This is a genomic window from Lactobacillus sp. ESL0703, assembly GCF_029433435.1.
Classification (GTDB): Bacteria; Bacillota; Bacilli; order Lactobacillales; family Lactobacillaceae; genus Lactobacillus.
Genome location: NZ_JAQTIB010000003.1, coordinates 46,458 through 70,015, shown reverse-complemented (window position 1 = coordinate 70,015; position 23,558 = coordinate 46,458). Strand labels below are relative to the sequence as shown.

The window sequence follows — 23,558 nt, the reverse complement described above, 5'->3', positions numbered from 1 at the left end:
CTTGGTCAGACAGCGTTAATTTTGAAGTAAAATAGATTAAATAAAAGGACAAAGCGTAAAAACGTCTTGTCCTTTTATATTAATTTAAAATTCTGATACAAAAAATTATGCTGTTGTTCTACTAATACTGAAAATACTATTGAACACACCGTTTGATAATCCTGGGGTGCTGTAGATAATAAACCGTAAGAATGATGAATCGAGTGTCTGCTGGATGAACCACGGGTTTTGCAATGTATTAAGCATTGACAAAATAATATAAACAAAAAAGTAGCTGGCGACAAAGGATACGATGGCACCTAGTACACCATCTAAAATACTGCCGAAGTTAGTTGCGTGTGGATTTTTGCTTGGCACCCAGCCCTTAAAAATTTTAATTACCATTTTGCCGACAAATAATAGAATAAAGAAGGCAATAAACCGAAATAAAATCAAATTGGTGCCTGGCGTTAGAGTGGTTTGAATATTTTGCCCGGTAATTTGGCCATAGAGCCAGTTGCCCAGTGGGTTTTGAAATAAAATTGCAACGATAAAAACAATCGCGGCAAAAATTAAATTAATAACTAATTTGGTAAAGCCTGTTTGGTAGCCCTTGTAGGTTTTGAGAGCTAGATAGGCTAAAACAATTAAAGTAACAATCATAGTTATCTCCTTTGTCGAATATTATAGCTTATTTTTGCGCATTAGACTTTGACGATTGCCTAAAAATACTTCATAATTAAAGAGATGTAATGGCTTTACAATAAGCTGTTTTTGGCGTTAAATTTATAGAGTGTGAAACAAGGTTTCACGGGTGAAAAATGAATCCTGAACAATTTGTCCAAGAATTATCAAAACATAATTTTAAGTTAAGTGAAAAGCAAATCAAACAATTTAAACTTTATTTTACCAACTTAGTTGCTGCGAATGAGCATGTTAACCTGACGCGGATTACTGCGCAAGAAGATGTTTATTTAAAACATTTTTTTGATAGTATCACGCCGCTGTTTGTCTTTAGCTCAGTGTTTAAACCGAATGCAACTTTGTGCGATGTTGGTGCTGGTGCCGGTTTTCCGTCAATTCCGCTAAAGATTTTAATGCCGGAATTGCAGGTAACAATCGTTGATTCGCTAGGTAAAAGACTAACCTTTTTGCAAGATTTGGTTACCAAGTTGGACTTAGAGGGCGTAACCTTAGTCCATGGCCGAGCTGAAGATGTCGGGCAAAATAAGTTGTACCGTGAGCAGTTTGACCTGGTAACAGCTCGAGCAGTTGCGAACATGGCAGTTTTAAGCGAATATTGCTTGCCGCTGGTTAAAACAAACGGCTACTTTGTTGCTTTGAAGGGTCCAAAGGCCGAAAGCGAACTAAAAGATAGCCAAAAGGCAGTCAAAGTACTGGGTGGTAAGGTAATTGAAAGTCAAGAACTGACTTTGCCCGAAAGCGACGAAGAGCGGACACTGATTCTTGTTCAAAAGGTGCAGGCAACACTTAAGAAATATCCGCGGCAAGCGGGAACCCCGCACCGAAAACCAATCCATTAATAGAGGAGGACGCTATATGTCAATCTTTTCTTCTTTACGACATCATGATGAAATTCCTAAAGATAAGCAAATCAAAGATATTGAATTAACTAAAATTAAAGCCAATGCCTACCAACCGCGGCGTGAATTTTCGGATGAATCAATTCGTGAATTAGCATCAACTCTTGATAAGGATGGACTTTTACAGCCAATTATTGTTCGTGAGCAGGGTGATAATTATGAGATTATCGCAGGTGAACGGCGGTATCGTGCTGCTAAGCACTTGACTTGGGAAACGATCCCGGCAATTGTGAACAACATGGATGATAGTCAGGCTGCTTCTTTTGCCTTGATTGAAAATTTACAACGCGAGGATTTGAACCCAATCGATGAGGCTCAGGCTTACGATAACTTGATGAAGTTAAATAACTTGACCCAGACAACTTTGGCTAAAAATATTGGTAAGTCACAGTCATACGTGGCTAACAAATTGCGCTTATTAAAATTAACGCCTAAGGTGCAGAGCTATTTGGCTAATGGGCAAATCTCCCCGCGTCATGGGCGCTGTCTTGTGGGTCTTAGTGAAAAGGATCAGGGCCGCGTTTTAGATGAAATCTTAGCCAATAATTTAAACGTTAGTGATACCGAAAAGATTGTTAAAGACGTTGACGGCTACTTTATTAATAAGAAAAAGCAGGCGAAGGACCAAGAACGGGCCGAACAAACTAAACGAGCTGCCAGCCGCATTCCTAAGGACATGCAGGTGCAGATTAATACGATTAAGCAGGCTGTTAAATTAGCTAAGGAATCAGGCATTAAGGTCAAGGTCAAGGAAAATAATGACCCTAACGATTATATGATTACGATTGAGTTGAAGAGAAATTAGGAAGGCGGAGCAAAATGGTAAAAGTGATTTCGGTTGCTAACCAAAAGGGTGGCGTTGGTAAAACAACGACGACAATTAACTTGTCGGCTGCTCTGGCTGAGCGTGGCTATCATGTTTTAATTATCGATATTGACCCGCAGGGAAACTTAACTTCCGGACTAGGAATTGAAAAGTCAGAAATTAATGATGATATTTACAGCGTATTGATTAATGATGTGCCGTTAAAAGACACCATCTTCCATACTTCAAATAGAAATTTGGATATGGTGCCGGCAACCATTAATTTGTCTGGTGCCGAAACTGAATTAATCAGTATGATGGCCAGAGAAACACGCTTGAAGTCAGCAATTGATGTTGTCAGCAGCGATTATGATTTTATCTTTATTGACTGTCCGCCGTCCTTGGGCCAGTTATCAATTAACGCCTTCACGGCATCGGATTCAATTTTGATTCCGGTTCAAAGTGAGTATTATGCAATGGAAGGACTAAGCCAATTATTGAATACAATTCGCTTAGTCCAAAAGCACTTTAATAAGGACTTGGGTGTTGAAGGAGTTCTACTCACAATGCTGGATGCGCGGACCAATTTAGGTGCTGAAGTAGTCAAGGAAGTGCAGTCATACTTTGCTAAAAAGGTATATAAGACAATTATTCCGCGAATTACCAAGTTAGCCGAGGCGCCAAGTTATGGTCAATCGATTGCAGAATATGCGCCTAATTCACGTGGGGCAAAGGTTTATGATGATTTGGCAAAAGAGGTGCTGAAGAATAATGGCAAGAGACTCAAGAAATAACGAACCAAAGAAAAAGGGCGGCCTTGGCCGCGGGATTGAAGCCTTATTTGAGGATGAACCACAGGTTGAAGAAACTGAAGAAGAAATTCTCGACCTTGACCTAAGTGAAATTCGCCCGAATCCATACCAACCGCGCAAGAACTTTGATGACAAGGCCTTAAAGGAACTGTCTGATTCAATTAAAGAAAATGGTGTCTTTCAACCGATTATTGTGCGCAAGTCAGTTAATGGCTATGAGATTATTGCGGGTGAGCGTCGTTTTCGGGCATCAAAATTAGCCAAGAAAACGACTGTGCCAGCAATTGTCCGTGACTTTGACGAAGGACAAATGATGGAAGTTGCCGTTCTGGAAAATTTGCAGCGTGAGGACTTGTCCCCACTTGAGGAAGCTCAGGCGTACGAAATGCTGCAGAAAAACTTGGGCTTAACCCAAGAAGAAGTTTCTAAACGGATGGGTAAGTCACGACCGTATATTGCTAATTACTTGCGGTTGTTGACTTTGCCAACCAAGACGAAGCACTTACTGCAACACGGGCAATTATCAATGGGTCAGGCAAGAACACTGCTTGGACTAAAGAACAAAGATAAGATTGATGAAGTTGCCAAGCAGGTTGTTAAGGAAGGCATGCCAGTGCGCAAAGTTGAAGCATTGGTAGCACAATTGAATGCGAAAAAGCCGGTCAAGAAGACAACCCATAAATCCGCCTTTATTCGGGCCAGCGAACACCAATTGGCTGATAAATTAGGCTCAAGTGTCAATATTTCAGAGAGCAAGAAGGGCAAGGGACACTTGTCAATTGGCTTTAGCTCGGTTGATGAACTGAACCGGATTCTTGATATTTTGGGAGTTGATCTTGATGAATAAGGAGATCGCTTATAATTTAGCTGATACTGTCCAGATGAAAAAGCCCCATGCCTGCAAGGTGAATGATTGGGAAGTTTTGCGGCTCGGTGCAGATATCAGGCTCAAGTGCATGGGCTGCGGACATGTGGTGTTGATGCCTCGCGGCAAGTTTACGCATAATTTGAAAAAAGTTTTAACTAAAGCAAATGATCCGGTCAATAGTAAAAAAGAATTTTATGTTCCTAAAGATGAAATTATCAGACCAGGTTTTAAACAAGAATAAGTAATAATTTTAAATAGAAAAAGAGGAAAAAGATGTCATTAACTGCTGGGATTGTCGGCTTGCCGAATGTTGGAAAGTCCACGTTATTTAATGCAATTACTAAAGCTGGAGCTGAAATGGCGAACTACCCGTTTGCCACGATTGAACCTAATGTTGGGATGGTTGAAGTACCAGACAAGCGGCTTAGCCGGATTCAGGAACTTGTTCCAGCTAAAAAAATTGTCCACACTACTTTTGAATTTACCGATATTGCGGGTCTAGTTAAGGGTGCTTCTAAGGGTGAAGGTCTTGGAAACAAGTTCCTTGAGAACATCCGTCAAACTGATGCCATTATTCATGTTGTCCGTGCTTTTGAAGATGACAACATTACTTCTGTTACTGGTAAAGTTGATCCAGAAGAAGACATTAATACCATTAATTTGGAATTGGCAATTGCCGACCTTGATGCCGTTAACCGCCGAATTAATAAGGTAAAGAAGATTGCCCAGCAAAACGACAAGGAAGCCAAGGCTGAATATGCAGTTTTACAAAAAATTAAGCCAGTCTTAGAAGAAGGCAAGGCAGTTCGGTCAATTGATTTTACTGAAGATGAACAAAAGTTAGTTAAAGGCTTCTTCCTCTTGACTGATAAGCCCGTGATTTACGTGGCTAACATTGCGGAAGATTCAATGGCTGATCCCGAAAGTGATGAATTTTACCAAATCGTTAAAAAGCATGCCGAAAGTGAAAATGCGGAATGCCTAGGAATTTCAGCTGCAACTGAAGAAGAAATTGCTGGTCTTGATGATGACGAAAAGGCTGAATTTTTGGAAGCAGAAGGGGTAACTGAATCAGGACTTGACCGTTTGATTAGAGCAGCTTACCATCTCTTGGGATTGCGGACATTCTTTACGGCTGGTGGTCCAGAAACTCGTGCTTGGACCTTCCATGAAGGGATGAAGGCACCACAAGTTGCTGGTGTTATTCACTCAGACTTTGAACGTGGCTTTATCCGAGCTGAAGTTGTTTCTTATGCTGATTTGGACCAATTTGAAACTATGCAGAAGGTCAAAGAAGCTGGTAAATTACGCCTTGAAGGTAAAGATTATGAAGTTCAAGACGGCGACATTATTGAATTTAGATTTAACGTTTAGGGTAAGATAATGGCAGAAGAGAAAAAAGAAGAACAAGCAAAAATCGATACTAATAAGCAAGAAAAGTTGAAGGACAAGGTCGAAAGCAAGAACAAGGACGACCAAGTTAAGCAACTGGAGCCGGCAGAGTTGCGCAAACAATTGAGTAATAAGAATGCTGATTACATTTTCCGTTTGCAAAAAGAATTGGAAACTCAAGGTAAGCTTAGTGAAGCTGATGCTGCAGGCAAGATTGATGAATTATTGCCGCACTTAGTTGTCGCACAACATCATGGTCAACCTGCCAGCACTTACTACAATATGTCTCCTAAATTAAAAGCAGCAGATATGTTAAAGCCGAAAAAACGGACAGCGGCAGATATTCCATTTTGGCAATATGCCGTTGATAGTGCCTTATTGTACATTGCAATCTTCGTTGGGTTGTTTGGCGTAATTGCCCTGTTTCAAACTAACCAAAAGACCAGCGCGCAAAATTCACAGATGGGTATTTTAACGCTCCTGGTTGTTGGTGCAATGATGGGTGTCTTCATGACTAAGTATAATGAGTGGGTGATTCCAGCTCAGACCAAGAACAAGAAGATTCCGTGGACCAAGTTAATTCTGGGGATGGTTGCGATGTTGGCCATTCTCTTTGTTCTCATTTGGGTTCTATCAATGCCAGTTTTACGTGTAATTAACCCAGTCTTGTCTGGCGCCGGTAATATTATTGTGGCGGTAGTTGCTTACGGCTTACGTTGGCTCTTTAGACGTCATTACCAGATTATTGGTTCAGTCTTTACCCCAACCGCAAAAAGCAAATAGTGTGCTTTTTATTTACAAAAGTAGTATACTAAATAATCAAATGCTAAAAAGGATAAACAGATAATTTGCGTCTGTTTATCCTTTTTTGAAGCTTTTTGCAGGTATGAAAATATAATTATTTAACATAGAAGAAAGAGGTATTTAATGATTAACACACTGCGTAAATCAATTCGACAGTATAAGAAACAGTCTTTACTGTCGCCTTTATTTGTCACGGGTGAAGTTATCATTGAAATGTTAATCCCGTATCTAGTCGGTATCTTAATCGACAACGGAATTATGAAGGGGAACATGGCCTACATTACCAAATGGGGCGTAATTCTTCTAATTTTGACGATTGTTTCACTGGTTTTAGGAGCTAGTGCTAGTTACGTGTCAGCTCACGCCTCTGCCGGCTTCGCTTCTAATCTGCGTAAGGACATGTTTTACCATGTTCAAGATTATTCATTTGAAAACATTGATAAATTTTCAAGTGCCAGTTTAGTGACGCGGATGACGACGGATGTTAACAACATTCAGATGGCTTACCAAATGATTATCAGAATTGCGGTTAGAGCACCGATGATGTTGATTGTATCAATTATTATGTCAGTCATCATTAGTCCGAAATTGTCGTTAATCTTTGTCGTAATTGCACCGATTTTTATTCTGTTATTGGCAGTTGTAATTAAGAGTGCCTACCCATACTTCCCAAGAATTTTTAAGGGTTACGACCGGATGAACCAAGTAGTTCGGGAGAACATTCGTGGTATTCGAGAAGTAAAGACTTACGTTCAAGAAAAGCCGCAAACAGACGAATTTAAAAAGTCATCAGGCTTTATTTACAAATTGTTCTCAACAGCACAAAAGATTATGTCGTTAAACTCCTTAATCGTGATGGCTGTTTTGAATATTTCCAACCTAGCAATTTGCTGGTTTGGTGCTAAGGAAATTGTTGGCGGCGGTTTACAAACCGGTCAATTAATTTCTATGTTTTCATACTCCAATTCTGTTTTAAACAGTTTAAATATTTTGGCAATGATTTTTACACAATTGGTTATTTCTGGTGCTAGTGGCCGCAGAATTGCTGACGTTATTAATGAAAAGCCATCAATTGAAAATCCGCACAAGCCATTAACTCACTTTAATAATGGTGAAGTAGTTTTCGATCACGTTAACTTCAAATACAACAATGACGATCAAGAATTGGCTTTAAGCGATATTAATTTGCACATTAAGCCGGGTGAAACAATCGGTATGATTGGTAAGACGGGGTCGTCGAAGTCAACACTGGTATCAATGATTCCGCGGCTTTACGATACTGATTCTGGTGCCGTGCGCGTCTCAGGTCACAATGTTAAGTCGTATGATTTGAAGACTTTGCGTGATAATGTTGCCATGGTTTTGCAAAATAATGTTTTGTTCTCCGGTACAATTAAGGAAAACTTGAAGTGGGGTAACGAGAATGCAACTGATGAAGAAGTAATCGCAGCATCTAAGGTAGCTCATGCAGATGACTTCATTCAAGAAATGCCTGACAAGTACGACACAATGGTTGAACAAGGCGGAACCAATGTATCTGGTGGTCAAAAGCAAAGAATTACAATTGCCCGTGCATTGCTAAAGAAGCCGAAGATTTTAATCTTAGATGATTCTACTTCAGCCGTTGATACTCAGACTGAACGTGAAATTCGTCAAGCTTTAGCCAAGAATATGCCGGACACAACTAAAATTATCATTTCACAACGGATTGTTTCGATTAAGGATGCAGACCGAATTGTTGTGATGGATGAAGGTAAAATTCAAGATATTGGAACTCACGATGAATTGATGAAGAACAACGAGCTTTATAGTTCAATCGCTAAGTTCCAAGAAGAGCAAAAGAAGTAGGTGAGCAATTTGGATAACGCAATAGAAAATAAGAATGCCAGTAAAGGCGGTAAGCGTTCCACTACTCTATGGCGGTTACTTAAGTTAGTCGCAACTACCAGTCCATGGATGCTCATCACATCAATGATTGCGATTGTCTTGGCGGCTGGTGCGAACGTTTTAGGATCGCTGTTTATTGAACGGTTGATTAACGACTACATCACACCATTATTAAAACAGTCACAGCCTAACTTTATGCCGCTGCTTCATGCGATTGAAGTTATGTTTGGCGTTTATGCAATTGGCTTTATCTCTAACTACCTGTTTGCTGTTTTGATGGCTGTTTTGGCACAAAAGACTCAATACAGAGTTAGAAATGAAATGTTTGCTCACATGGAGCAATTACCAATTTCATACTTCGATCAAAATGACTACGGCGATATCATGAGTCGGTACACGAATGATATCGATACTTTGATGCAGATGATTTCACAATCAATTCCGCAGTTCATGAACTCAACCTTGAACTTGGTCTTTGTTTTGGCCGCAATGTTTAGTTTGAGTTGGCAATTAACCATCTTTACGTTGATTATCTTTGCCTTGTCAATAGGAATTGTTAAGTTCCTAACCACGCGTTCATCACACTATTTCCAACTTCAGCAAAAGGAATTGGGACAAGTTAACGGTTATAACGAAGAAATGCTAAACGGTCTGAAGGTTATCAAGGTCTTCAGTCATGAACCAGAAGTTGAAGCTGATTTTGACAAATACAATGAAAATTTGCGGGATGCCTCTGGTAAAGCTAACACTTATTCCACAATTTTGTTCCCAATTATGGGGAATGTCGGCAACTTATTGTATGTTATTATTGCAGTTCTAGGTGGAGCAGTTGCCATTAACAAGATTGCGCCATTATCACTTGGTGTGATTGGTGCCTTCTTGCAATTATCCAAGCAATTCGCAATGCCGATTGCCCAGATTTCACAGCAATTGAACTCAATCGTGATGGCCTTAGCTGGTGCTGAACGGATTTTCCAATTAGAAGACCAACCAGTTGAAGTTGATGACGGTGACGTTACAATTTCTAAAGATGAAGACGTTAAGGGTACTTGGTACTGGAATGTACCGCAAAAGGATGGCTCAGTTAAGAAAGTTAGAGTTAAGGGTCATATTGTCTTTGACAACGTTAACTTCAGTTATTCACCGGATAAGCAGATTTTGTATAACATTTCAATTGATGCAAAACCGGGAATGAAAGTAGCCTTAGTTGGTGAAACTGGTGCTGGTAAGACAACGATTTCTAACATGATTAATCGTTTCTACGAAATTGCATCCGGAACGATTACTTACGACGGAATTCCGATTACCAAGATTAAGAAGGACGACCTGCGTCAGTCATTGTCAATCGTTTTGCAGGATACGCACATGTTTACGGGTACCATCATGGATAACATCCGCTTTGGTAATCCAGAAGCTAGTGATGATGATGTTTACCAAGCAGCACGCTTATCACATGCCAATGAATTTATTCATCACCTGGATAATGGCTATAAGACAGTAATTGACGGTAACGGCGGCGACTTGTCTCAGGGACAGATGCAGCTGCTCAGTATTGCTCGGGCAATGATTGCGGACGAACCTGTGATGATTTTGGATGAAGCAACATCGAGTATCGATACGCAAACCGAAAAATTGGTTCAAGCTGGGATGGATAACCTCCTTGCCGGTCGGACAAGTTTCGTTATTGCCCACAGATTATCCACAATTGTTAACTCAGACTTAATTCTCGTGCTTGACCACGGTCATATTATCGAAGCCGGCAACCACGACAAGCTCATTAAGGAAAAGGGTTATTACTACGAGTTATACACTGGTAAGAAAGAAATTGAATAATTTTTTGAAAGAGTTGAGAATTTCTCAGCTCTTTTTTTAATAAAAAGATAAAATTCTGTCTGATTAGTAGGTTTTAGTCTTAAAAATGATTAAAATATTAGGCATAGGCTTTATTGCACGATTATTTATAGAAATTAAATAAAGGGGAGGATTCGCCCTATGAAAATTTTGGTTGTTGATGATGATAAAGAAATCGTTGAGTTGTTGAGCATTTATCTTAAAAATGAGGGTTACACGCCAGTTGCGGCATATAGCGGCAAGGAAGCAATCACGCGCCTGACGACCACACCAGATATTGCATTAATGATTTTGGACGTGATGATGCCGAACATGAGTGGAATTGATGTCATTAAAGAAGTGCGCAAGGATTCCGATATTCCAATTATTATTGTTTCAGCTAAGACTGGTGATATGGACAAGATTCAAGGGCTAATCACTGGGGCTGACGATTATGTGTCTAAGCCATTTAATCCACTGGAAGTGATGGCGCGGATACGCTCGCTCTTACGCCGCAGTCAAAAGCAGGTTAAGGATGAAAAGCCGGATGTTTTGGAAGTTGGACCGCTGGTGATTAACCGTGATTCACACGAAGTTAAGACAATTGATGGCAAGGACATTCAGTTGACTGCATTAGAGTTTGGGATTTTGTACCTGTTAGCCAGTCACCCTAACCGGGTGTTCTCAGCTGATGAAATTTTTGAGCGTGTTTGGCAGCAGGAATCAATTGTTTCAGCTAAAACTGTCATGGTCCACGTGTCACACTTACGTGATAAAATTCAAAAAGCTACGGGCGGCGAGGATGTTATCCAGACCGTTTGGGGAGTTGGCTACAAGGTTGAGGCTTAATTAAATGAAAAAAGAACGCGTCAAGTTAACAGCTGCAGAAAAGAGCGAACTGTTTGCTGAAGGCGTCATTACAGTTGTGTTGCTACTGTTACTTAACTTATCAATCATTATTTTGGTTAATCTGACCATTTTGCGTGATAAGAACCTGATTAATGGCATTTACTTTTTAAAGGAAACGATCACCATTTATGGCGGGCGACATTTGTGGTCATGGCAGCACACCTTTTTGCTGCTGATGGGTGCTGGAGATTTGCTAGTATTGTATTGGCGCCTAATTCGCCGCTACCACCAGATGCAACTGCGGCACGTAATTTCGGAATTACATTATATTGCCCAAGGGCACTTTGACCATTGCATTTCTTTTAAGGTTAAGACAGACTTGCAAAAGGTGATTGATTCAATCAATTCCTTGGTTGACAGTACAGTGACCGCAATTAATGAAGAAAAGGCAATCGAGCAGTCCAAAGATGAACTAATTAGCAATGTTTCGCATGATATTAGGACACCCTTGACGTCGATTATTGGTTATTTAGGCCTGTTAAAAACGGGAGTATCAGATCCAAAAGACCAGCAAAAATATTTGGATATTGCCTACACCAAGGCAGAACAGATGAAATCGCTGGCTCATGACTTACTTGAATACACAACGCTGAAGTCGACGACAACAAAACTGAATTTGTCGCCATTGCACATTTTTTCAATGTTGGAACAAGTGGCAGCGGGGTTTGAATTTGAAGCTCAGAACAAGAATATCGAGTTTCAAATTGAAGTTCGCCCCAAAGATCTGACAATTCAAGCTGATCCGGAAAAATTGGTGCGGGTTTATAACAATCTGATTGCTAATGCACTCAAGTATGGTACTGGTGCAAGCCAGATTAAGTTGATTGCTAATTTAGTAAATGATAATGAAGTCGAGCTCCGGGTAGAAAACAACGGGGCGAAGATTCCGCAGGCATCGCTGAAGAAAATTTTTGAGCGCTTCTACCGTGTGGAAACTTCACGCAATACTCAGACTGGTGGGACAGGTTTGGGCTTATCAATTACTAAGAGTATTGTTGATTTGCATCATGGTAAAATCCGCTGTGAATCCGACGATAATTGGACTAGCTTTATTATTCAATTACCACTGGACTTAAAGAATGGTAAAACAATCGGCTAGCTGTGATATAATTTTGACTGAGATAAAAAAACAGAGGGGCACAGAATGAGTATTTCTTTAAATACCTGTATTTTAATTTTGAAAGAACACCACTTGTTGAAATCAAGTGCTGTTCAAGATACGGTCGCGACTAAAATGGAGTATGTTTCCTATGATTCACGCGACATTAAGACCAACACATTGTTTTTCTGCAAGGGTGCTGGCTTTCGACCGACTTACCTATCAATGGCTAAGGACAATGGGGCTAATTGTTACGTTGCCGAGCAGCCTTATCCGGAAGGCAAGGGGATGCACGCGCTAATCGTGCGCGATGTTTCTAAGGCAATGGCATTATTATCGGCGGCCTTTTTCCGCTTTCCGCAGGATGACCTATTTGTTGTGGCCATCACGGGAACAAAGGGCAAAACAACGACGGCTTACTTTATTAAAGGGATGCTGGATCAGGTTAATGGCGGCAAGACCGCGCTGATTTCATCAGTTAATGATGTTGTCGGGACTAATCCTGAGGATACCTTCAAGTCAAGTTTGACAACGCCGGAGTCTCTGGACCTATTCCGTGATATGCGCCGGGCCGTTGATAATGGCATGACGCACTTGGTAATGGAAGTTTCCAGTCAAGCTTATAAAAAGAACCGGGTCTTTGGTTTAACTTATGATTTAGGCTTTTTCCTAAATATTTCGCCGGATCATATTGGACCAAACGAGCACCCGAACTTTGCGGATTACCTGCACTGCAAGTTGCAGCTAATGGTTAATGCTCGTAAGTGTATTATTAATGCGCAAAGTGACCATTTTGACGAAATTTACGCTGCGGCAACAACGACAACGGATCCTGATAGTATTTATCTATTCGCGGATGAAAAATTTACTAATCCAAATCTAAAAGCACCAATCGACTTCCGCTTTGCTTCAAAAGAAAGCGATATGGCGGAAACGCGCTTCCAAGTTTTGTGTGCTACTGATAAGGCTAAAGAGTTAAAAATTGCCGGAGATTATCAATTGAAGATGCTGGGTGACTTTAACGAGTCAAACGGCACAGCTGCAATTATTGGTGCTGGCCTAGCGGGCTTAGACCATGATACCGCCGCTAAAGGAATTAGCGACGTTACGGTTCCGGGTAGAATGCAAACAGAAGTGACCAAGGATCACGGAATTGTGGTTGTTGATTATGCCCATAATAAGGCATCAATGATGGCACTAATGGGCTTTATGCAGCGCGAGTTTAATAATCCAAAAATTATTGTCGTTGTCGGAGCTCCCGGTGATAAGGGCGTTTCACGCAGACCGGGCTTTAGTCAAAGTTTGAATGCATATGCTGACAAGGCCTTTTTGACATCAGATGATCCGGGCTTTGAAGATCCGAAAGAGATTGCGGAAGAGATTAATGCCGGAATCGATCACGATAAGGTTGATGTGACAATTGAACTTGACCGCAATAAGGCGATTCATGATGCGATCAGTATGGCTCATTCTGGCGATGTTGTGCTAATTTGCGGTAAGGGTGCTGATGGCTTCCAAAAGGTCCGCGGCATTGATACCCCATATCCATCAGATATTGTTGTTGCCCAACAGGTCATTGACAACTTGGAAGGTCAAAAAGAGCACTTTAATAAGTAAAAGAGCAGAAAAATGAAGCATTTTTTTAGTATTATTGGCGGCATGGGGACGATGGCTACTGAAAGTTTCGTTCGCTTGTTAAATCATCGGGTAAAAATTACTAAGGACCAGGATTATTTAAATTATATTTTGGTTAATGATGCGCAAATTCCGGACCGAACAGCGTATATTGAGGATCATACCAAGCCTAATTGCTTGGTTGATTTGCGTGCTGATGTTTTGGGACAAGCAAAATTAGGACCGGATTTTTTCGTTATGCCATGTAATACCGCGCATTATTTTTATGATGACCTTGCGAAGCTGACGGACATACCCTTTTTGCACATGATGCGCATTGCCGTGCATCAGTTTATCGAGCAATATCCGGATGAAGCCAAAATAGGGGTGATTGCCACCGAAGGTTCGATTTATGACCACTTGTACGCTGATGAGATTCAGGCAGTTGGGCGTGAAGTTGAGCTTGGTGGTTCAGAAATTCAGCCGCTGGTCACTGAACTGATATATTCTAATATCAAGGAAAAGGGTGTAGTCAATCGTGAGCTATACCATCATATTTTACAATTAATGCACGATAAATATGGCTGCAATGTGATTTTACTTGGCTGTACGGAATTGTCGCTAGCTCAGGAAAAAGCGCCGGATCACCCGTACAATGTGATTGATCCACAGTCGATTATTGCTGATGTGGCGATTGAATTGTCGCTGAAGATCCGTGCGGGTATGGATCCCAAAGAAGCTACTAAAAAATATTTATATTAAAGTTTAAAAGAAGAGTCTGAGATGTCAGATTCTTCTTTTTTAGGTAAGCGATTCTATAAAAAGGATTGACAATTTTACGATTACCGTTTAGTGTATTATTAAAGTAATACAATGTTTAAAAATAATTACTGGAGGGTCGCATGATGCTTTATCTTTTATATATATTAATTGGCTTGTTAATCATTTTAGTCGTTAACTTAGCAGTAACTGCTTGCTTGACGCTCAAAGATATTTATCAACATCGCGATCAACACTTAGTGTTTACTAAGGCATTTAAAAAGTATTTTAGTAAGAATAATAATCTGCCTGTAAGCTTAACTGATTGGAAAATATTATTAAGTTAGAATGCTAGAGCCAAGGGACTTAGTTAGTCTTTAATTAATAAAGTGTATTTTTCTATAACTTTTACTATTGACATTTGGTAAGCTATCGCTTATTCTTAAAGTAATTGAATACGGTTTCTTCGGGGCAGGGTGTAATTCCTGACCGACGGTGACAGCCTTATGGCTGAAGTCCGTGACCCGCGTACATCGCGGTGGAGCTAGTGTGAGTCTAGCACCGACAGTTAAAGTCTGGATGGGAGAAGAACAAATTAAGCTAATATTTGACTCGCGTCGTTTTTGACTGCAGAAATCATATTTGGTTAATAATAAATGGACCTCGTTGAAATAATCAAAGGGGTCTTTTTTTGATATTTAGGAAGTGAAAGTAGTGCAGGATACAGATTATATGCAAATGGCGGTCGATGAAGCATTAAAAGCGCAAGGAATGACGTGGACTAATCCGCTTGTTGGCGCGGTTCTGGTTAAAGATGGCCAAGTCTTAGCAACGGGCTATCACCACCAATATGGTAAAGAGCACGCAGAGATTAACACCTTGTCACATTTAGCTGATCCGAAATTGGCAAAGGGTGCGACCTTGTATGTAACGCTAGAGCCATGCAGTCATTACGGCAAGCAGCCGCCGTGCTGTCAAAAGGTCGTCAATGCAGGTATTAAGCGCGTGGTTGTTGGTCAAGTGGATCCGCATCAAGTTGTTGGCGGCAAGGGAATGCGATATTTAGAAGAGCGTGGCCTTGAAACTGAAGTAATCGGTGGCGTGGAGCAGCTTTATGACCGTTATAACTTTTTCTATCAAAAAAAGCGACCGTTTGTGACCCTCAAGTATGCAATGTCACTTGATGGCAAGATTAATGAAGCTGGGCAAAAGCGCACATTTTTGACAGGTGATAAGGCACAGATTGATGTGCAGAAGTTGCGCTGCAATCGGCAGGCAATTTTAATTGGCGCAAACACCTTACGCATTGATGATCCACAGTTAACAGTTAGGATTAAAAATTTGCCAATTCCGCCAATCAGGATTGTCGTCACGCGGGATGCCAATCAACTTGATTTTACTAAGCAATTATTTCAATTGCCGGGACAGATTTGGCTCTTGAGTGAGCAGCCGTTAACTAAAAAATTAGGCGAAAATATTGAATGTCTGACAGCTGAAAAGTGGACATCAGAAAAAATTGTGGACTTACTAGCACAACGTGAAATTCAGTCACTGCTAGTTGAGGGCGGCAGTCAAATTCAAGCAGAATTTATTGCCGCTGATTTAGCAGATGAAATTATTGCTTATATTGCGCCGCAAGTTTTGGGTGGTGCCGGCTTACCAGCAGCAGTGGGACCCGCTTTAACTAAAAAACTGCAGTATCAACTTCTTGATGTCCACCAATTAGGTCAAGATGTGCGCATTTGCGCAAGGAGAAAATAAATGTTTACAGGAATAATTCAGGGTACAGGCAAAATTACGCGCTTAGATATTACAGAAAAGCACGCGAAGTTAGGGATTACTTCAGCGAAAATGGCACAAAAAAATCTGCCACTCGGTGCAAGTATTGCGGTCAACGGTATTTGCTTGACGGTAACTGAATGGAAGAATGATGAGTTTACTGTTGATGTCATGCCAGAAACGATGAAGCGAACAAATCTAGGTAAGTTAACCAAGGGCAGCTTAGTAAATTTGGAACCATCTGTTAGTACAAATGGCACGCTTGATGGTCATATTGTTGCTGGGCATGTTGATACAACTGCGGAATTAATTAAGCGCACTGAAACAGAAAATTCCATCGAATTGCGTTTTCAAGTGCCGCACAAGTATGATCCATATATTGTCGAGAAGGGTTCAATTGCAATTGATGGTATTAGTTTGACAGTTACAATGGCAGAAAATGATGTCTTTGGTGTTAGTCTAATTCCGTTTACTATTGCGAATACTACTTTAGCTAATTGCCAAGTTGGCGATCACGTTAATATCGAAGTTGATATGATTGGTCGTTACGCAGTTAAGCAAATTCAAGCTTGGAAAAAAGAATTTTAGGAGGATAAAAATGAAGGACGAATTAAATGAAAAAATGGTCAAAATTCTTGACCATCTGAGAAATGGCGGCTTGGTTATTGTGGCAGATTCACCGCAGCGTGAATCTGAAGGTGATATGATCGGTTTAGCAGAAAAGGTAACGCCGCAAATGGTTAACACAATGATTACCAAGGCACGCGGATTGTTATGTGTCCCAATGAGTAAGGCATACGCTGACCGTTTGCAATTAAGTCCACTTGAAACAGGTTCAAATGATACTTTTGGGACCGCCTTTACGATGAGTGTTGATTCAACTGAGACAACAACCGGTATTTCTGCTTTTGACCGGGCTAAGACGATTAAAAAGCTGGCGGACCCTGATAGTCAATGGGACGACTTTTATCATCCCGGCCATGTTTTTCCATTAGTTGCTAAAGAAGGCGGCGTTTTGGAGCGGACGGGTCATACTGAAGCAGCACTGGACTTGGCGCGTTTAGCTGGCGTTGCCCCAGTTGGTTTTATCTGTGAATGCATTAAAAAAGACGGTACGATGGCGCGGCGTAAGGACTTGAAGGCACTCGCAGAAGGCTTAGGCATTCCTTACTTAACAATTGAAGAATTAATTGAATACCGTAAGCGGCAAGAGAATAAGGATTTGGCCATTGAATCCGTTACTAAAGTTGATTTTCCAACTAAATATGGTCATTTCCAACTTGAAGGTTTCAGAGATAGTAAGCATCCGGAAAAGCAGCCAACACTATTGATTAGTAAGGGCGAAGTTAAAGCTGGTGAACCACTTTTACTTCGGCTGCACAGTGAATGCTTAACTGGAGATGTGTTTGGTTCTAAACGCTGCGATTGTGGTGCGCAATTAGCAGAGGCTTTGACTAGAATTGAAGAAAATGGTTCAGGTGCAGTCTTGTACTTGCGTCAAGAAGGCCGCGGAATTGGTCTTGAAAACAAGCTACGTGCATATAAATTGCAGGACGAAGGGATGAACACGGTAGAAGCGAACCAGCAATTAGGCTTGCCAGTTGATGCAAGACGTTATAATATTGCTGGCGAAATTTTACGCCAAAAAGGCATCACAGAAGTTAAATTGATGACTAACAACCCAGATAAGGTTGAGCAGCTGGAAAACTTTGGTGTTAAAGTCGTTGAGCGCATTCCCATGGAAGTAGGCCTTACTGAAGAAAACAGACAATACTTGAGTACGAAAAAGCACGAAATGAATCATATTTTAAACGAGGTAGATTAAAATGAAAGAAATTACAGGAAAATTAGTGGCTGGACAAGATAAAAAGATCGGAATTGTCGTTGCCAAATTCAATGGTGTTGTAACTGATCGGCTGCTTAATGGTGCCATCGAGCAGTTAGAAATGTCGGGTGTAGCTAGTGACAATATCGTCGTTGTCCACGTCCCAGGCGCATATGAAATTGCGCGGACAGTTAACTGTTTAGCTAAAAGCGGTAAGGTTGATGGTATTATTGCTTTGGGAGCTGTTATTCGCGGCGAAACTGACCATTATACTTATGTCTGTGAAGGTACCGCATCACAATTAGCAGCGGCAACAGCAAATGGTCCAGTGCCGGTAATGTTTGGCGTTTTGATGACTGATACTGTTGCCCAAGCAACTGATCGTGCTGGTGGTAAATCTGGTAATAAGGGTGCGGAATGTGCAACAGATATCTTAGAAGTGTTGAGTTTAGAAGAGCAGATTAATAATTTATAGTACATTACTTACATAAATACATGTTTAAAAGCCATGACTGAGAAGAAGTCATGGCTTTTTTGAGTGATATTAAAATCAGTTTATATGATAACTAAAAAGTCAGGTGAAAATTTAATCAATAAGTGAAATACAATAAAAAGGCTCTTGTATCTAAAACAGGAGCCTTTTTATATATAATTAGGTTTATTTACTATCAATTCCCTTTAAATAAAATTGTAATGTCATTTTGTTTTCTGATGGTATTTGATATTGTGAATGTACAGGTGCCCCCCAAGAATCGTCACCACCAACGCCCATTTGTTTTTTAAGAATTCTAATTCGTGTACAGTATGGGTTTGGTAATTCAAATTGATGCTTAGCATTTTCAATTTCGTATTCACTATATGGTAATACACTTTGTTCAAACGGTGTGTCAATGCAAGAAAATTGCAGTCCTAATCCTGTATCGTCAGTTATTTTTAGCCAACGCGTTTCGCAATGATTCCCAGCTTCTTGTGGTACAAGATAAGGAGTGAAATTTTTGGATGCTGTTCCGCTATAAATACCTAACTTAGTTCCTTCTTTTCGGTCATTATAATTTTCATCTGGTCCTAGACCATAGAACGTATAGTTGTGATATTGTTTCGGCACTTTAATATCAATACCAAAAGCTGGAATTATTGGTAAATTAGTTTGACCAGGATATGTAGCAGTGACAAGTAACAATCCCGTACTATCAATTTGATAGGAAATACTAGTTTCAATTGTCGGATGTAATGCTAGCTGATAAGTAAATACGATCGATACAGCTGATTTAGTAGTAGAGATTTTAGTATTAACTAATTTTTGGAATTCTCCTGCGATGAGCCATTGGCCTAAATCATGCTGTGCATGATAGCCTTGATCATTATTTGTTGTAGCTCTCCAGAAAGATATTTGTGGAATATCAGAGATAAATTCGTGTCCTTCAAAATTATAAGATGTTAGGCCACCCTGTTCTTTAGAAAATTGCACACTAAAGTTGTTTCCTAGTACGCCAATATTAGTACTGCCTGTGATAATTTTGATATTAGAAGTTAGGGGCGTGGGAACTGGATAATAAGTTTGGATATTATCCTGTTTAAAGGAAATTTCAAAATTTTTGTTGGCCCAAAGACATTTTTCTTTAAGTTGTACAGAAACTTCGGCTGTATATTCGCTTTCTTGATCAAGTTTAATTTGCTTTGTCCAAGCTAGTTCTTGTTCACTTTCAGTTTGTGGTGCAACTATTATGTTGAAATTTTTGGTCCAAATAGTAGTTCCATTTTTAAGTATTTTAGCAACAAAATTTAAATTAGAAGTATCAACAAATAAATTACGATTTTGAATGCTAAATCCTTTTGAATCAATGGCTATTTGAATATTTGCATAATCTTGTTTAACTTCAGGAGCTTTGGGTGATGCAACTCTATTAGCAAATACAATTCCGTCACCACAGAATTTATAGTCGCTTGGTCGATCATCCCAGTCCCCACCATATGAGATCACCTTTTTCCCATTTTGCGAGCTTAATAGTCCTTGATCCAAATAATCCCAAATGAAACCTCCTTGGTATTCAGGACATTTGTCTTCTAAAGCAGTATATAATTTTAGACCACCGGTTGAATTACCCATAGAATGCATATATTCGCATTGGATAAAAGGCTTTTTAGGGTGCTGTTCAATATATTCAGCTACTTCTTGGGGCTTTAGGTACATTCTTGTATTTATATCTGAATATTCTTGATCAAATCCAGCTCTGAAAAATCCTTCATAATGAACAAGGCGTGAAGAATCGTGTTGGTGGAACCATTCCACACTTTTGACTAGATCTTTACCAGCATAAGATTCATTTCCACAAGACCAAATTAGAATTGCTGGATGATTTTTGTCCCTCTGAAACACTGAATTATCACGATCTAAGACTGCAGGAAGCCATTCAGAATAGTCACCTGGAATGTTCCATTTATCCCCGCTATCGTCAATTTGTAGCCATGAACCATGTGTTTCCAAATTAACTTCATCAATTAAATAGATTCCGTATTCATCGCATAGTTTGTACCACAATGGTTGGTTAGGATAATGAGAAGTTCGAACAGCATTAATATTGTGTTGTTTCATAAACTGGATGTCATATATCATATCTTCTTTAGTTACACTATGACCAAACCGATAGTCAAATTCATGACGATTAATACCTTTAAAAATAATTCGTTGATTATTGAGGTACATAATCCCATCTTTTGTTTCGAATCTTCTAAAACCAATTTCTGTAGTAATAATTTCTGAAGTTGTATTACTAGTTTTTAATTTAAGAATTAAGTGATAAAGATATGGATTTTCTGCACTCCAAAGTTTTGGAGAAGCAATTTTTAGAGTAATATCGTTGATTTTTGATTTTTTGTATATATCATGGCTAATGATATTTCCAACCTGATCTTTTAAAATAATCTGTAAACTAGTAGAAGAATCAAAATTAACCATTGTTGGTATGATTTTTAAGAGACCTTTTTGTAAGTCTGGAGATAATGATGGCAAAGCTGAAAAGTCAGTAATATGAGTTTTAGGAAAAGCTATTAATTCAACACTTCTAAATATTCCTGATAAGCGGATCATGTCTTGATCTTCAAGCCAACTTGCACTGGAATATTTAAAAACGGCAACTGCCAGTTTATTATTGACTGGTTTTAAGTATTTGGTAATATCAAATTCACTAGGAGTAAACGAGTCTTCACTGTAGCCAATAAAATGACCATTTACCCAAACATAAAAAGCAGTTTGTACACCAGCAAAAGAAATATGAACTTCTTTATCAATAAGAGCAGAATTTAAATCGAAATATTTAATATATGCGGCAACTGGATTAAAATGAGTAGGAATTTGTGGTGGAAAAAGTTGTTCATGTCCGTCCCAAGGATATTGCGTATTAACATATTTTGGTTTATTAAAACCTTGTAATTCTAATTGACCGGGAACCTTAACAAAAGCAAAAGTCGAATCATCAAAGTCATTTTGATAAAAATATTTTGGATGTGTATGTAAGTTATTGGCAACATTTACTTTCCAGCTACCATCTAAACTTTGAATTAACTGAGTTTTACCATCTTGCATTTCTTGCTCGTTTTGATAAAAATCAAAGGTTGCATGTGCTGGGCAACGATTAACCCCAAAAATGGTTGGATCTTGTAGCCAATCTAAACTTGGCTTAATATTTTCTGTATCCATTTTTATACCTTTCAAAAAATAAAAAAGGCAAGGCAATTAGAGTTAGCCTTGTCTTTTTTCATTAATTATTAGAATCTTCTACAGGCCATACTTTGGAGTAGTCAACGCCAATAACATCTTTAGTAACTTTTTTAACTTCGTTAGTAGCATCTGCTTTTTTACCGCCAGCACGAAGACGAGCGATCTCATCAACAATGACCTTGTGATTTTTCTTGTTCAATTTATAGAACAGTGAAATGATGAGAGCAATTAAAATTAAAGTACCACTACCGAAAAGGATAACATTTAAAATTGCATTTTGTGTATGCAGTGGTTGAGTAGCTGCATTCTTCATGAAGCCATTATTATCAAGATACATACCAATTACAATTCCAGATAAACCGGAGGTTACACCACGAACAAAACTTACAACTGACTGGAAAGTACCAGCTTTGTTTTCACCAGTAACTAGTTCTCCTAGATCAGGCATAAATGGATACATGTTCCAAGGTAAGAACCAATCGATTGCTCTAGCAATAATGAAGAATAACATAATAATTGTTAGCATTACGATTGCATTTGCAGGTCTTACTTTTCCTAATGTGTATAAAACAATAAAGGTTATTAAGTCAACTGTGAATGTAATGCTGTAAAGAAATCTTGGACCAAATTTAACTACAGCCCAACCACCAATAATTGTACCGATAAACCCAAGTCCGGCAAAAGACATAATGTAACCAGCAGTAGAAGCATTACTATGTAGGCAATATACCACATAATAAGTAAATACCATGTTCATTACATCAAAACCAGTAAATGATAATAAGTAAATAAAAATTTGTTGAGTATATGCTTTAACTCTAAAAACTTCAAGATAACCTAATAATTGTTTACCAAGTAGCTTCCAGAATGATTGTTTTTCTTCACCATTTGAATTTTTAGTTTCAGTAGCTTTTTTACTACCAGTACTTTCAATTTTGTCTACAGGCATTTCCCAAGTATTAAACGCGGTTAGCCAAAGTCCAAATAGATAGAAAACAGCAAAGAAAATACCATTAACGGTTAACGCCATTGAACTGTGTTGACCATAAATCTTAAACAATTGAGCTGGAATGAATGATGCAAAAAAGTTAGAAAATGCTGCAAATACAAGTCTAGTTGTTGAAAGCAGAGTCCGTTCTTTAAAATTAGTAGTCATTTCATTTGGTAATGTACTATAAGGAACTGTAATCATCTGCTGAATTAGCAAGAAAGCGAGATAAACGCAGAAGTAGTACCAATATGATAGACCACCGAACCACAGTAAAATGTATGACAAAATAAATGGTGAACCAAAAATTAAGAAGAAGTGGCGTCTACCAAACATTTTGCCTAATTTAGTGTGATAAAAGTTATCGGTAATTCCTCCAGCAACCAGTCCAAATAAGGCAGTTACCCAACTACCAATGGCAATAATTGAGGCTCCTTGAGTAGCTGACAAATTGCAGAATGATGTGTAGAAAAATAACATCCATGCTGATTGAACAGCTTGAGCACCACCACTACTAAAATCTGTTAAACCATAACAAATAGCTGTCCATAACGTGATTTTACGTTTTGTAAATATTCGTTTTGAAAGTTTGTTCATTTTTCTCCTCACTTTAAAAACTAATAGATTATTGTTAAGTGGACTAGATATCTAGCTCACTGTTGGAAGCGAATTCAAATAAAACCCTAGCATTGAAAACCTATTAAATCAAGCAAAATTTTATTGCAAAAATTTAATTATAAAATTGGTCTAGACTAAGTTAACTAGCTTAAATTACTTTAAAACATTAATTTTATTTAGATTAATTATATTTAGTAATCTGTCTAATCTGAATTTGGTACAGTTTAAAAAATATTGAAATAAATAAGTTCATATGATAGATTTATTG

Annotated in this window: 21 protein-coding genes and 1 riboswitch; of the genes, 18 read left to right on the top strand and 3 right to left on the bottom strand. The window is 39.0% G+C overall.

What is annotated here, in order from left to right; translation table 11 throughout:
* Positions 1–105: 105 nt before the first annotated feature.
* Positions 106–642 carry a CvpA family protein gene (locus tag PT278_RS05325; protein ID WP_277130773.1) on the bottom strand — a complete coding sequence of 179 codons (537 nt, stop codon included), beginning with the start codon at positions 640–642 and terminating at the stop codon, positions 106–108.
* A 158-nt stretch (positions 643–800) separates the two neighbouring features.
* Between PT278_RS05325 and rsmG the strand changes: the two genes are divergently transcribed.
* From rsmG to ribH, 18 genes are all read left to right on the top strand, one after another.
* Entirely contained in the window at positions 801–1,523 is a 723-nt protein-coding gene (gene rsmG / locus PT278_RS05320) for a 16S rRNA (guanine(527)-N(7))-methyltransferase RsmG (protein ID WP_277130771.1), read from the top strand.
* Between the two features lie 16 nt (positions 1,524–1,539).
* Entirely contained in the window at positions 1,540–2,388 is an 849-nt protein-coding gene (gene noc / locus PT278_RS05315) for a nucleoid occlusion protein (protein WP_277130770.1), read from the top strand.
* A 14-nt stretch (positions 2,389–2,402) separates the two neighbouring features.
* The gene (locus PT278_RS05310) at positions 2,403–3,182 is read left to right on the top strand and encodes an AAA family ATPase (protein WP_277130769.1); all 780 of its coding nucleotides are present in this window, start codon (positions 2,403–2,405) and stop codon (positions 3,180–3,182) included.
* A complete protein-coding gene (locus tag PT278_RS05305; RefSeq protein WP_277130768.1) occupies positions 3,160–4,047 on the top strand; it encodes a ParB/RepB/Spo0J family partition protein in 888 nt (295 codons plus the stop codon). Before PT278_RS05310 ends, PT278_RS05305 begins: the two co-directional genes overlap by 23 nt.
* Positions 4,040–4,309 carry a DUF951 domain-containing protein gene (locus PT278_RS05300; protein ID WP_277130767.1) on the top strand — a complete coding sequence of 90 codons (270 nt, stop codon included), beginning with the start codon at positions 4,040–4,042 and terminating at the stop codon, positions 4,307–4,309. The genes PT278_RS05305 and PT278_RS05300 overlap by 8 nt, the downstream gene beginning before the upstream one ends.
* 32 nt (positions 4,310–4,341) lie before the next feature.
* Entirely contained in the window at positions 4,342–5,442 is a 1,101-nt protein-coding gene (gene ychF / locus PT278_RS05295) for a redox-regulated ATPase YchF (protein WP_277130766.1), read from the top strand.
* Between the two features lie 9 nt (positions 5,443–5,451).
* A complete protein-coding gene (locus PT278_RS05290) occupies positions 5,452–6,243 on the top strand; it encodes a DUF1129 family protein (RefSeq protein WP_277130765.1) in 792 nt (263 codons plus the stop codon).
* A 144-nt stretch (positions 6,244–6,387) separates the two neighbouring features.
* Complete coding sequence (locus tag PT278_RS05285; protein ID WP_277130764.1) at positions 6,388–8,112, top strand: ABC transporter ATP-binding protein; 1,725 nt, start codon at positions 6,388–6,390, stop codon at positions 8,110–8,112.
* Between the two features lie 9 nt (positions 8,113–8,121).
* Positions 8,122–9,984, top strand: coding sequence for an ABC transporter ATP-binding protein (locus PT278_RS05280; RefSeq protein ID WP_277130763.1), 1,863 nt, complete (start codon positions 8,122–8,124; stop codon positions 9,982–9,984).
* A gap of 159 nt (positions 9,985–10,143) precedes the next feature.
* Positions 10,144–10,830, top strand: a complete 687-nt coding sequence (locus PT278_RS05275) for a response regulator transcription factor (protein WP_277130762.1) — start codon at positions 10,144–10,146, stop codon at positions 10,828–10,830.
* Between the two features lie 4 nt (positions 10,831–10,834).
* Positions 10,835–11,989, top strand: a complete 1,155-nt coding sequence (locus tag PT278_RS05270) for a HAMP domain-containing sensor histidine kinase (protein ID WP_277130761.1) — start codon at positions 10,835–10,837, stop codon at positions 11,987–11,989.
* A gap of 45 nt (positions 11,990–12,034) precedes the next feature.
* A complete protein-coding gene (locus PT278_RS05265; protein WP_277130760.1) occupies positions 12,035–13,606 on the top strand; it encodes a UDP-N-acetylmuramoyl-L-alanyl-D-glutamate--2,6-diaminopimelate ligase in 1,572 nt (523 codons plus the stop codon).
* A gap of 12 nt (positions 13,607–13,618) precedes the next feature.
* On the top strand, positions 13,619–14,365 hold the full coding sequence (locus PT278_RS05260; protein WP_277130759.1) for an amino acid racemase: 747 nt from the start codon (positions 13,619–13,621) through the stop codon (positions 14,363–14,365).
* 143 nt (positions 14,366–14,508) lie between these two features.
* Positions 14,509–14,709: a hypothetical protein gene (locus tag PT278_RS05255; protein WP_277131019.1), complete on the top strand. Its 201-nt coding sequence runs from the start codon at positions 14,509–14,511 to the stop codon at positions 14,707–14,709.
* A gap of 111 nt (positions 14,710–14,820) precedes the next feature.
* Positions 14,821–14,957: riboswitch (FMN riboswitch) on the top strand.
* 119 nt (positions 14,958–15,076) lie between these two features.
* Complete coding sequence (gene ribD, locus PT278_RS05250; protein ID WP_277130758.1) at positions 15,077–16,123, top strand: bifunctional diaminohydroxyphosphoribosylaminopyrimidine deaminase/5-amino-6-(5-phosphoribosylamino)uracil reductase RibD; 1,047 nt, start codon at positions 15,077–15,079, stop codon at positions 16,121–16,123.
* Positions 16,124–16,729 (top strand): riboflavin synthase, encoded by a 606-nt coding sequence (gene ribE / locus PT278_RS05245; RefSeq protein WP_277130757.1) that lies wholly within the window; start codon positions 16,124–16,126, stop codon positions 16,727–16,729.
* 10 nt (positions 16,730–16,739) lie between these two features.
* Complete coding sequence (ribA, locus tag PT278_RS05240) at positions 16,740–17,966, top strand: GTP cyclohydrolase II (RefSeq protein ID WP_277130756.1); 1,227 nt, start codon at positions 16,740–16,742, stop codon at positions 17,964–17,966.
* A 1-nt stretch (position 17,967) separates the two neighbouring features.
* A complete protein-coding gene (gene ribH / locus PT278_RS05235) occupies positions 17,968–18,441 on the top strand; it encodes a 6,7-dimethyl-8-ribityllumazine synthase (protein WP_277130755.1) in 474 nt (157 codons plus the stop codon).
* Between the two features lie 183 nt (positions 18,442–18,624).
* On the opposite strand, the gene PT278_RS05230 is transcribed toward ribH, so the two are convergent.
* Together PT278_RS05230 and PT278_RS05225 are read right to left on the bottom strand one after the other, a co-directional pair.
* Positions 18,625–21,663 carry a glycoside hydrolase family 2 TIM barrel-domain containing protein gene (locus PT278_RS05230; protein ID WP_277130754.1) on the bottom strand — a complete coding sequence of 1,013 codons (3,039 nt, stop codon included), beginning with the start codon at positions 21,661–21,663 and terminating at the stop codon, positions 18,625–18,627.
* A gap of 61 nt (positions 21,664–21,724) precedes the next feature.
* Positions 21,725–23,269, bottom strand: a complete 1,545-nt coding sequence (locus PT278_RS05225) for an MFS transporter (RefSeq protein WP_277130753.1) — start codon at positions 23,267–23,269, stop codon at positions 21,725–21,727.
* Between the last annotated feature and the right edge of the window lie 289 nt (positions 23,270–23,558).